The 11,643-nt window shown below is 65.3% G+C and carries 10 protein-coding genes; 9 read left to right on the forward strand and 1 reads right to left on the reverse strand.

Annotation, left to right across the window (positions count from 1 at the left end; genetic code table 11):
• Positions 1–44: 44 nt before the first annotated feature.
• The gene (locus EN786_RS03015; protein ID WP_135907957.1) at positions 45–1,832 is read right to left on the reverse strand and encodes an NAD(P)/FAD-dependent oxidoreductase; all 1,788 of its coding nucleotides are present in this window, start codon (positions 1,830–1,832) and stop codon (positions 45–47) included.
• 429 nt (positions 1,833–2,261) lie between these two features.
• On the opposite strand from EN786_RS03015, the gene EN786_RS03020 reads away from it, so the two are divergent.
• The 9 genes from EN786_RS03020 (at position 2,262) to EN786_RS03060 (ending at position 11,643) form a co-directional block, all read left to right on the forward strand.
• Complete coding sequence (locus EN786_RS03020) at positions 2,262–2,351, forward strand: K(+)-transporting ATPase subunit F (RefSeq protein WP_126058331.1); 90 nt, start codon at positions 2,262–2,264, stop codon at positions 2,349–2,351.
• A gap of 34 nt (positions 2,352–2,385) precedes the next feature.
• Positions 2,386–4,089 (forward strand): potassium-transporting ATPase subunit KdpA, encoded by a 1,704-nt coding sequence (kdpA, locus tag EN786_RS03025; protein WP_127310112.1) that lies wholly within the window; start codon positions 2,386–2,388, stop codon positions 4,087–4,089.
• Positions 4,090–4,114: 25 nt separating this feature from the next.
• Complete coding sequence (locus tag EN786_RS03030) at positions 4,115–4,324, forward strand: hypothetical protein (RefSeq protein WP_127310113.1); 210 nt, start codon at positions 4,115–4,117, stop codon at positions 4,322–4,324.
• Positions 4,321–6,414, forward strand: a complete 2,094-nt coding sequence (kdpB, locus tag EN786_RS03035; RefSeq protein ID WP_127310114.1) for a potassium-transporting ATPase subunit KdpB — start codon at positions 4,321–4,323, stop codon at positions 6,412–6,414. Before EN786_RS03030 ends, kdpB begins: the two co-directional genes overlap by 4 nt.
• 11 nt (positions 6,415–6,425) lie before the next feature.
• The gene (gene kdpC / locus EN786_RS03040; RefSeq protein ID WP_127310115.1) at positions 6,426–6,995 is read left to right on the forward strand and encodes a potassium-transporting ATPase subunit KdpC; all 570 of its coding nucleotides are present in this window, start codon (positions 6,426–6,428) and stop codon (positions 6,993–6,995) included.
• 72 nt (positions 6,996–7,067) lie between these two features.
• Positions 7,068–9,803: a sensor histidine kinase KdpD gene (locus EN786_RS03045; protein WP_127310116.1), complete on the forward strand. Its 2,736-nt coding sequence runs from the start codon at positions 7,068–7,070 to the stop codon at positions 9,801–9,803.
• Positions 9,800–10,492, forward strand: coding sequence for a response regulator transcription factor (locus EN786_RS03050; RefSeq protein ID WP_127310117.1), 693 nt, complete (start codon positions 9,800–9,802; stop codon positions 10,490–10,492). The genes EN786_RS03045 and EN786_RS03050 overlap by 4 nt, the downstream gene beginning before the upstream one ends.
• Positions 10,493–10,732: 240 nt before the next feature.
• Complete coding sequence (locus tag EN786_RS03055; RefSeq protein WP_127310118.1) at positions 10,733–11,032, forward strand: hypothetical protein; 300 nt, start codon at positions 10,733–10,735, stop codon at positions 11,030–11,032.
• A 134-nt stretch (positions 11,033–11,166) separates the two neighbouring features.
• Complete coding sequence (locus EN786_RS03060) at positions 11,167–11,643, forward strand: NUDIX hydrolase (protein ID WP_127310119.1); 477 nt, start codon at positions 11,167–11,169, stop codon at positions 11,641–11,643.

Consider the following 11,643-nt stretch of genomic DNA (forward strand, 5'->3'; position numbering starts at 1 on the left):
GGGGGAGAGGTGGCGAGCGAAGCTCGACGGAGTGGGGGTCGACCTTACCCGGCGTTGCTCGGCTCGCCATAAACCGGCGTCGCAATCCCCTCCATCCGCGCCTTGATCTGCATCGCCACGAACTTCGAATAGAAGCGCGACAGCGCGAGGTTGCCGCCGTGGAACCATAGCGCCTCCTGCGCCGTCGGCTTCCACATGTTGCGCAACTCGCCTTGCCACGGTCCGGGGTCGCCCTTGACACCCGACCCGAGGCCCCAGCACGGACCGACCTTGTCGGCGACCTCGCGCGAAACGATCTGCGCCACCGTCTCGTTCATCGATTGGAAGCCGGTGCTGCAAACGATTGCATCGACGGCAAGCTCGCTGCCGTCCTCGAACAGGATGCCGCTCGGTGTCAGCGACTTGATGCCGACGCCGCTCTTGACCGCGATCTCGCCGTTCAGGATCAACTCGCAGGCGCCGACATCGATGTAGAAGCCGGAGCCGGTGCGGTAGGCCTTCATCAATAGCCCCGTCTCGTCCTCGCCAAAATCGATGGCGAAGCCCGAGGCTTGAAGGCGATCATAGAAGTCCGCGTCGCGTTCCCGGATGACATCGTAAAGCGCCCGCTGGCCCTTGGGCACCAGGGCGAAGGGTGTCGAGGCGACGATCATGTCGGCCTTGTCGGTGGTGATGCCGCGCGCCAGTGCCTTCTCGGAAAAAATCTCGAAGCCGACCTCCATCAACGTGTCGGACTTCACCACCGTGGTCGGCGAGCGCTGGACCATGGTCACCTTGGCGCCGCTCTCCCAGAGGTCGACGCTGACGTCATGGCCGGAGCTTGCGGCACCGATGACCGCGACCCGCTTGCCGCGGAACTTCTCGCCGCTGGCATACTGGCTGGAATGCAGGATCTCGCCCTTGAAGGCCTCGGCGCCGGGCAGGTCGATCCGCCGCGGCGGTCCGTAGGCGCCGGTGGCGAAGACGATGTGCTTGGGCTTCAGCGTGATGCGCTGGCCGACGCGGTCGACGACGACCGTCCAGACCTGTTCGGCCTCGTCATAGGCGGCGCTGACGCATTTGGTGGCGACCCAGTAGTTGAGCTCCATCACCCGGGCATACATTTCCAGCCAGTCGCCCATCTTGTCCTTGGGCGTGAACACCGGCCAGTTCTCCGGGAACGGAATGTAGGGCAGATGGTCGTACCAGACCGGATCGTGCAGCACGAGCGAGCGATAGCGGTTGCGCCAGGAATCGCCGGCGCGCGCATTCTTCTCGATGATGAGCGCGGGAACGCCGAGCTGCCTCAGCCTGGCGCCAAGCATGATGCCGCCCTGGCCGCCGCCGATGACAAGGCAATAGGGCTGCTCCCTGACACCGAGGTCGCGTGCTTCGCGTGCCCGCGCCTCCGCCCAGGTCTCGCGATCGGGATCGGCCTTGTGGCGGATGCCGAGCGGCCGCGCCGGGCCCTTTTGCTCCTCGAATCCCTTGAGTTCGCTCATCGCCGTGAACAGGCTCCGGCAGCGACCGTCCTTGAGGCGCAGGATCCCCTCGCCCCTGGCAACGACCGTCTCGAAGCTGAACCAGGCCTCGATGATGCCATCGTCGACGCTCGCTTCGCCGGTGAGGCTCCATCGCGACGGCCGTGCCGTCGCGAGCGTCGCCACCAGCATGTCGCGGATCGCCGCCCGGCCCTCCATGGTCTTGATGTTCCATGTGAAGGTGAGCAGGTCGCGCCAGTAGCAGTCCTCGACGAAAAGATTGGCCACCGCCTCGATGTCGCCGGCTTCGAGCGTGCGGGCGAAGGAACCGAGCCAGGTGGCCGCCTGCTGAGATGGTGCGATGTCGAGCATTTCTATCCTTCCTCGGAATATCGACCGGGCGTCGCCAAGCCTGGGAGCCGTGCAGAATGTGTCTCGAGACTATTGATAATCCGGTGAGGCCAGCCTGCAAGTGCCCCGCGGGACAGTGAGAGGCAGTGCCGCCTGTCGGTCCGAAATCTTTATGGGATTCCTATTTCTTTCCTGTCCGCTCCGTCTCGAACCTTTATGGCCTTCCGATACATATTCCGGGGGCAAACGCCCCGTAGCGGCTGCTGCATTGGAGTGGCGACGGTGTCTTGTGCCGCTCTGATCCTGCCGACCGCAGGTTGAATGAAGACAATCGGAAATAAGGACCACGCGCGATGGATGTCATCGTTATCGGGATAGGGGTTTTGTTCTTCGCCCTATCCTTCGCCTACATCACAGCCTGCGACATTCTCTGAGCGGAAGGTCCGAAAAATGCTTCTCGATTATTTCCTCGGCGGCGGCGTGACGTTGTTCCTGCTCGTCTACCTGACATACGCCCTCGTTCGCCCGGAACGCTTCTGACCGCATCTGGCGCAAGGCACGGAAAGCTCTTCTCATGACTCTCAACGGTTGGATACAGATCCTCGTCTATTGCGGGATCGTCGTTTTGCTGGTGAAGCCGCTCGGCGGCTATATGTACCGGGTCTTCAACGGCGAACGCACCTTGCTGTCGCCGGTCTTCGGCCCGATCGAACGCGGGCTCTATCGCATTTCGGGGACCAGCGAGCGCGAGGAGCAGCACTGGACCACCTATGCGGCCGGCATCGTGGTTTTCAGCCTGGCGAGCTTCCTGCTGCTTTACGCCCTTCAGCGGCTGCAGGGCGTGCTGCCCTACAACCCCGCCGGTATGACGGCCGTCGAGCAGAACCTCGCCTTCAACACCGCCGCCAGCTTCGTCACCAACACCAACTGGCAGAACTATGGCGGCGAAAGCACCATGTCCTACCTGGTGCAGATGGCCGGCCTTAACGTGCAGAACTTCGTCTCCGCGGCCGTCGGCATCGCGATCGCGGTGGCGCTGATGCGCGGCTTCGCCCGCGCCTCGTCGAAGTCGATCGGCAGTTTCTGGGTCGATGTGACCCGCTGCACGCTCTACATCCTGCTGCCGCTCTGCGTCCCGCTCACCCTCGTCTATGTCTGGCTGGGCATGCCGCAGACGCTTGGCCCCTATGTCGACGCCACCACGATCGAGGGCGCCAGGCAGACGCTCGCCCTCGGCCCCGTCGCCTCGCAAGTCGCCATCAAGATGCTCGGCACCAATGGCGGCGGCTTCTTCAACGCCAACGCCGCGCATCCCTTCGAGAACCCCGACGCGATCTCCAACCTGATCCAGATGGTGACGATTTTCGCGCTGGGCGCGGCGCTCACCAACGTCTTCGGCCGCATGGTCGGCAACCAGCGCCAGGGCTGGGCGATCCTCGCCGCCATGGGCGTGCTGTTCGTCGCCGGCGTCGCCGTCTGCTACTGGGCGGAAGCATCGGGCAATCCGCTGGTCCATGCGCTCGGCATCGATGGCGGCAACATGGAAGGCAAGGAGACACGCTTCGGCATCGCGGCGTCGGCGCTGTTCGCCGTCATCACCACGGCCGCCTCCTGCGGCGCGGTCAACGCCATGCATGATTCCTTCACCGCCATTGGCGGCCTGGTCCCGATCCTCAACATGCAGCTCGGCGAGGTCATCGTCGGCGGCGTCGGCGCCGGCTTCTACGGAATCCTGACGTTCATCGTCGTCACCGTCTTCGTCGCCGGCCTGATGGTCGGTCGCACGCCCGAATATCTCGGCAAGAAGATCGAGGGCAAGGAGGTCAAGATGGCGATGCTGGCCATCCTCTGCCTGCCGCTGGCGATGCTGATCTTCACGGCCATCGCGGTCGTGCTGCCGAGCGCCGTCGCCTCGATGGGTAATGGCGGTCCGCACGGCTTCACCGAGGTCCTCTACGCCTACACGTCCGCCGCTGCCAACAACGGCTCGGCCTTTGGCGGCCTCACCGGCAACACGCCCTGGTACAACATCACACTCGGCATCGGCATGCTGATGGGCCGCTTCCTGGTCATCATTCCGGCGCTGGCCATCGCCGGCTCGCTGGTGGCGAAGAAGACGGTGCCCGCGTCGGCCGGCACCTTCCCCACCGACGGCCCGCTGTTCGTCGGCCTGCTGGTCGGCGTCATCCTGATCGTCGTCGGCCTCACCTTCTTCCCGGCGCTGGCGATCGGACCGATCGTCGAACACCTGGCGATGATCCGCGGACAGACCTTCTGAGCCCGCCCCAGCCTGGATAGACGCCATGTCCCGGTTCACCTTCATGCGTCGCAAGGCTCGGCCCCGAGCTGAAAATGAGGGGGAGGCAACTCCCCCTCCCTTCCCGACCATATCCACCTTCCTCGGCCTGGCAGTGGTCATGATCGTGATCTGGCTGCTGGTCTACGGGCCGCCCTTTTCGGCATCCGACCACTCGGCGCCGTCCAACACCATCGATACTGGAGCCTCAAAATGAGCCAGTCCAAATCCGCCAGCATCATCGATGCCCGCATCCTGTGGCCCGCCATGGGCGGCGCCTTCAGGAAGCTCAACCCGCGCACGCTGGTCAAGAACCCGGTGATGTTCGTCGTCGCCGTCGTCTCGCTGCTTACCACCGTGCTGTTCGTCAGGGACCTGCTCACCGGCGGCGGCGATCGCGGCTTCACGCTGCAGATCATCATCTGGCTGTGGTTCACCGTGCTGTTCGCCAACTTCGCCGAAGCCGTCGCCGAAGGCCGCGGCAAGGCGCAGGCCGACTCGCTGCGCAAGGCGCGCACCGAGACCCGGGCCAAGCTGCTCGCCGGCGAGGACCGCGCCAAGTTCAAGCTGGTGCCCGGCACCAGCCTCAAGGTCGGCGACATCGTGCTGGTCGAGGCCGGCGACATCATCCCCTCCGACGGCGAGGTGATCGAAGGCGTCGCCTCCGTGAACGAAGCGGCGATCACCGGCGAATCCGCACCGGTCATCCGCGAATCCGGCGGCGACCGCTCGGCCGTCACCGGCGGCACGCAGGTGCTGTCGGACTGGATCCGCGTGCGCATCACCGCAGCCTCCGGCCACACCTTCCTCGACCGCATGATCTCGCTGGTCGAGGGTGCTGAACGCCAGAAGACGCCGAACGAGATCGCGCTTAACATCCTGCTCGTCGGCATGACGCTGATCTTCGTGCTAGCCACCGCCACCATTCCGAGCTTCGCCTCCTATTCGGGCGGCTACATCTCGGTGACGGTGCTGGTCGCGCTGTTCGTGACGCTGATCCCGACGACGATCGGCGCGCTGCTCTCGGCCATCGGCATCGCCGGCATGGACCGCCTGGTGCGCTTCAACGTGCTGGCCATGTCCGGCCGCGCCGTCGAGGCCGCCGGCGACGTCGACACGCTGCTGCTCGACAAGACCGGCACGATCACGCTGGGCAACCGCCAGGCGACGGAGCTCCGTCCGGTCAAGGGCGTCACCGAGCAGGAGCTTGCCGACGCCGCGCAGCTCGCCTCGCTGGCCGACGAGACGCCGGAGGGCCGCTCGATCGTCGTGCTGGCCAAGGAGAAATACGCCATCCGCGCCCGCGACATGGCGACATTGCACGCGACCTTCGTGCCCTTCACAGCGCAGACCCGCATGAGCGGCGTCGACGTCGACGGTTCGTCGGTGCGCAAGGGCGCGGTCGATTCCGTGCTCGCCCATGTCAACCAGTTGACATCAGCCAGCCATGCAACGCGGCCGGGCACCGAGACGATCCGGGACCTGCAGGCGATCGCCGACGAGGTCGCCAAGTCCGGCGGCACGCCGCTGGCGGTCGAGCGCGACGGGCGCCTGCTCGGCATCGTCCACCTGAAGGACATCGTCAAGGGCGGCATCCGCGAGCGATTTGCCGAACTGCGCAAGATGGGCATCCGCACCGTGATGATCACCGGCGACAACCCGATGACGGCGGCGGCGATCGCGGCGGAGGCAGGCGTCGACGACTTCCTCGCCCAGGCGACGCCCGAGGACAAGCTGAAGCTGATCCGCGACGAGCAGGCCAAGGGCAAGCTGGTCGCCATGTGCGGCGACGGCACCAACGATGCGCCGGCGCTCGCCCAGGCCGATGTCGGCGTCGCCATGAACACCGGCACGGTGGCCGCGCGTGAAGCGGGCAACATGGTGGACCTGGATTCCGACCCGACCAAGCTGATCGAGATCGTCGAGATCGGCAAGGCGCTGCTGATGACGCGCGGCTCGCTGACCACCTTCTCCATCGCCAACGATGTCGCAAAATACTTCGCCATCATCCCGGCGATGTTCGCCGTCTTCTATGTCGCGCCGGGCCAGACAACCGGCCCGCTGCAGGCGCTCAACATCATGCATCTGGCGACGCCGCAGAGCGCCATCCTGTCGGCCATCATCTTCAACGCGCTGATCATCATCGCGTTGATCCCGCTGTCGCTGAAGGGCGTCAAATACCGCGCCATCGGCGCCGGCGCGCTGCTCAGCCGCAATCTCCTCGTCTACGGCCTTGGCGGCGTCATCGTCCCCTTCCTCGGCATCAAGGCGATCGACATGGCCGTCACCGCGCTCGGCCTCGCATAAGGATCATCTCCATGCTCAAGCAAATCAGACCCGCGATCGTTATGATCGTCTTCTTCACCATCCTTACCGGCCTGGTCTACCCGATCGGCATGACCGGGATCGCCCAGGCGCTGTTTCCGCGCCAGGCCAATGGCAGCCTGATCGGGAAGGACGGCAAGGTCATCGGCTCCGAACTGATCGGCCAGGCTTTTGCCAGCGACCGCTATTTCCACGGCCGTCCCTCCGCTGCCGGCGACGGCTACAACGCCGCCGCCTCCGGCGGCTCCAACCTCGGTCCGACCAACCCTAAGCTGATCGACCGCATCAAGGGCGATGCCGACAAGCTGAAGGCGGAAAATCCGAGCCAGCCGGTGCCGATGGATCTGGTGACGACCTCCGGCAGCGGCCTCGATCCGCACATCAGCCCCGAGGCCGCCTATTTCCAGGTTGCCCGCGTCGCCAGGGCAAGGGAGATCAGCGAAGCCAAGCTCAAGGCGCTTGTCGAAAGCCATGTCGAGGACCGTGAGCTCGGCGTCCTCGGCGAGCCGGTCGTCAACGTGCTGGCGCTCAACCTCGCGCTGGACGACGCCACGAAACCGTGAATGGTGGCGCCGGGGATCGACAGCATACCCGGCGCCATCCATGTTTAGGATTGGCGCCAGACCCAGGATCAGATGCCGGACGACAGAAGCAACGAAACCAGACCCTCTCCCGACGCGCTGCTCGAGCATGCGGAACGGGAGGAGCGCGGCCGCCTGCGGATTTTCCTCGGCGCCGCGCCAGGCGTCGGCAAGACCTATGAGATGCTGATGGCCGGCCGCGCCCGGCTGGCCGACGGCATGGACGTGGTGATCGGCATCGTCGAGACGCACGGCCGCAAGGAAACCCTGGCGCTGGTCGAAGGCTATGAGCTGATCCCGCGCCGCCAGGTCGACTACAAGGGGCGCGTCCTCGACGAGATGGACCTCGACGCCATCCTTGTCCGCCGCCCGGCCCTGGTACTCGTCGACGAGCTCGCCCACACCAACGCTCCCGGCAGCCGCCATCCCAAGCGCTATCTCGACGTCCAGGAGATCCTGACGCACGGCATCGACGTCTACACCACGCTCAACATCCAGCATGTCGAAAGCCTGAACGATGTTGTGGCGCAGATCACCCGCGTCAGGGTCCGCGAGACGGTCCCCGATTCCGTCATCGACCAGGCCGACGACATCGAGATCATCGATCTCACGCCGGACGACCTGATCAAGCGGCTGGAGGAAGGCAAGGTCTATTTCCCCAACACCGCCCAGCGCGCCATCGAGAACTATTTCTCGCCGGGCAATCTGACGGCGCTGCGCGAGCTGGCGCTGCGCCGCACCGCCCAGCGCGTCGACGAGCAATTGCTGAACCACATGCAGTCGCACGCCATCCCGGGGCCGTGGGCGGCGGGCGAAAGGGTGCTCGTCTGCGTCGATGCGCGCCCTGGCGGCGCTGCCCGCATCCGCTATGCGCGCCGGCTGGCCGACCGGCTTCGCGCCCCCTGGACGGCGCTGCATGTCGACACGCCGCGCTCGGCCGGCATGAGCGAAGACCACAAGGACCGGCGGGCGGCGAACCTGCGCCTCGCCGAGCAGCTCGGCGCCGAGGTCACCACCATTCCGGGCCAGTACATCGCGCAGGACATTGTTCGCCATGCCAAGGCGAACAACTTCACCCATATCGTCATCGGCAGGCCGACCCGCTCGCGCTGGCGGGAATTGATCGAGGGCTCGCTCACCTACGATCTCATCCGCGATGCTGGCGACATCAGCGTCCACGTCATTTCGGGAACGGAGCAGGCCAGCGAGGCGGTGCCGAAGACTGTCGGCACGGCAGCCGAGCAGAAGCCCTTCGAGATCTGGCCCTATCTGTTTGCCACGGCCTATGTCGCCGGCTCGCTCGCCTTCGGCGCGGTCCTCGACCAGTTTCTCGACGTCCGCAATCTCGCCATCGTCTTTCTCGTAGCGGTGCTTGCGTCGGCCGTGACCGGCGGGCTCTGGCCGGCACTCTACGCCTGCCTGGTCAGTGCCCTGGCGTTCAACTTCTTTTTCCTCGAACCGCGCTACACGCTGACGATCCGGGATCCCGAGAGCATTGTCGCGCTTGCCATCTTCCTCGTCGTCGCCGTCATCGCCAGCAACCTGACCGCGCGCGTGCAGCGCCAGGCGATCGCCGCCCGCTCGCGGGCGCGCGCCACGGAGGACCTCTATCAGTTTTCAAGGAAGCTCGCCGGCGCCGGCACGCTGGACGACGTGTTGTGGGCGACCGCCTTCCAGATCGCGCTGATGCTGAAGCTGCGCGTCGTCTTGCTGCTGCCCGAGAACGGAACGATCACCGTCAAGGCTGGCTATCCGCCCGACGACACGCTGGCCGAGGCCGACATCGCGGCCGCCCGCTGGGCCTGGGAGCACAACCGCGCCGCCGGCCGTGGCGCCGACACGCTGCCCGGCGCGAAACGCCTCTACCTTCCTCTGAGAACTGGCCGCACGGCGATCGGCGTCGTCGGCCTCGACGACGACAGGCAGGGACCGCTGCTGACGCCCGAGCAGCAACGCCTGCTCGATGCGCTTGCCGACCAGGCGGCGGTCGCCATCGAGCGCATCCAGCTCGCCGCCGACGTCGACCGTGCCAAGCTCGCCGCCGAGGCCGACCGCTTGCGCTCGGCGCTGCTCACCTCGATTTCGCATGACCTGAAGACCCCGCTCGCCGCCATCATGGGCGCGGCCGGCACGCTGAGGGAATTCGCGGCTGCGCTGCCCGAAACGGACCGTGCCGAGCTGTTGTCGACCGTGCTCGACGAATCGGAGCGGCTGAACCGCTTCATCGCCAACCTGCTCGACATGACTAAGATCGAATCCGGCGCAATGGAGCCGAACCACGCACTGCACTTTGTCGGCGATAGTGTAGGCTCGGCCCTGCTCCGCGCACGCAAGATCACCGGGGAGCACAAGACCGAGATCGACATCCCCGCCGACTTGCCGATGCTCAGGCTCGATCCGGTGCTGTTCGAGCAGGCGCTTTTCAATCTCCTCGACAATGCCGCCAAATACGCCCCGCCCGGCTCCACCATCCGGCTGCAGGGCTGGGTCGACAACGGCTGCGTCATCCTGCAGATCATGGACGAGGGGCCTGGCATTCCGCCCGATGATCTGGAGCGGATCTTCGACACCTTCTACCGGGTGCGCAAGCGCGATCAGGTGCGCGCCGGCACCGGGCTCGGCCTGTCGATCAGCCGCGGCTTCATCGAGGCGATGGGAGGCACGATCACCGCGGCAAACCGCACCGACCGCGCCGGCGCGATCTTCACCATCCGCATGCCGGTGCCGGCTGATGTGCCCGGCATGCGCCGGGCCAGTACGGACGATCAGAGCAACGGTGATCCGGCATGACCAATCAGAACGTCACCATACTGGTCGTCGACGACGAGCCGCCGATCCGCAAATTGCTGCGCGTCGGTCTTGGCAGCCAGGGCTATGCGGTCTCCGAAGCACCCAACGCCAAGGCAGCCATCGAGCTGGTGGCGACGGAGAAGCCGGACCTGATCCTGCTCGATCTCGGCCTGCCCGGCATGACCGGTCATGAATTGCTCGGCAAATGGCGGGGCGAGGGTCTCGACATTCCCGTCGTCATCCTCTCCAGCCGCACCGACGAGGCCGGCATCGTCTCGGCGCTGGAGCTCGGCGCCGACGACTACGTCACCAAGCCGTTCGGCATGAACGAGCTCGTCGCCCGCATCCGCGTGGCGCTGCGCCACAAGTTCCAGCAGCAGGGCGAGAAGCCGGTGTTCCAAACCGGCGACCTGACCGTCGACCTGGTCAAGCGCATCGTCACCGTCGAGGGCAAGGAGGTAAAACTCTCGCCCAAGGAATACGACATCTTGCGCATCCTGGTGCAGCACGCCGGCAAGGTGCTCACCCATCATTTCCTGCTGAAGCAGGTCTGGGGCGACTCCACCGACGTGCAATATCTCAGGGTCTACGTTCGCCAGCTCCGGCAGAAGATCGAGAAGACCCCCGATCAGCCGCGCTACATCACCACCGAGACCGGCGTGGGCTACCGCCTGCGCGAGGTGGACTGATACGGGCGATCGGCACTGCCGATCGTCCCGATCCCAAGGGCGATCGGCGAATGCCGATCGTCCCGGTCGGCCTAAGCAGGAACTCAGTCCGCCGACAGCTCCGCCGTCAAGGGCAATGCCAGGTTGGTGGGCAGATTCGTGGCGGATGAACCAATCAATTCGGCGTGGCTGCCCATCGACCATGGCACCGCCTGTCAAATGACCTATATGGATGGTAGATTTTAACGCGGGAGCGGATCGATGCCGCAGCTTCGTCCAACGACGGTTTTGATGTCGGCAATGCTGGCGACGGCGATCGTGCCGGCGGTGGCTCCCCATGCCTTGGCGCAGGTGATTATCCCAACAAATCGCAATGTGCTGGTCCAGCAGAACGAACTGCTGCAGCTGCAGAACAGGATGCTGCGGCAGCAGTTCCAGCAACAGCAGCAGCTAAATCGCGAGCTGGACCGCCAGATCGTGCCGCAGTCTCGACCGCAGGTGCCGGTCGTCAAGCCGGGCTGCCAGGTGCTGGGCAATGCAATTTTGACGTCGTGCCGCTGACAAGCCGGCATTTTCGATTTATTTAGCCGACTTACCTGCCGGAAAATGCCACGTTGCATTGCCGGCGGTTTTGGGGTTTTGCGGCATGGCGCCCTCCCTTCTGGGCAGGGGCGCGATCCGGCCGGATTCTGGGAATGGCAGCGACCAAGAAGACAGCGGTACGCAAGGCAAAGAAGGGGGAACGGATCCGCCAGGTGGCGGCCATCCCCTTTCGGCTGGACGCCGGCGGCGACATGGAGGTGATGCTTGTGACGTCGCGCACGACCAGGCGCTTCATCGTGCCAAAAGGCTGGCCAATGAAGGGCAAGAGCGGGCGCAAGGCGGCCATGATTGAAGCGCGGGAAGAAGCCGGCGTCCTCGGCGACATCCTGAAACAGCCGGCCGGCACCTATTCCTATTGGAAACGCCTGGCAAGCCGCTTCGTCCGCGTCGACGTCGTCGTCTACCTGCTGAACGTGACAGAGGAGCTGCCCCGTTGGATGGAAGCGGGCACGCGGCAGCGGGCATGGCTTGCCCCAGCCGATGCGGCGCTGCTTATCGACGAGCCGGATCTGTCGACGTTGCTGAGGGATTTGACTGTCCCCCAGACCGAGCCTCCCGACGCGATTTGA

It is taken from the genome of Mesorhizobium sp. M4B.F.Ca.ET.143.01.1.1 (genome assembly GCF_004792275.1).
GTDB lineage: Bacteria > Pseudomonadota > Alphaproteobacteria > Rhizobiales > Rhizobiaceae > Mesorhizobium > Mesorhizobium abyssinicae.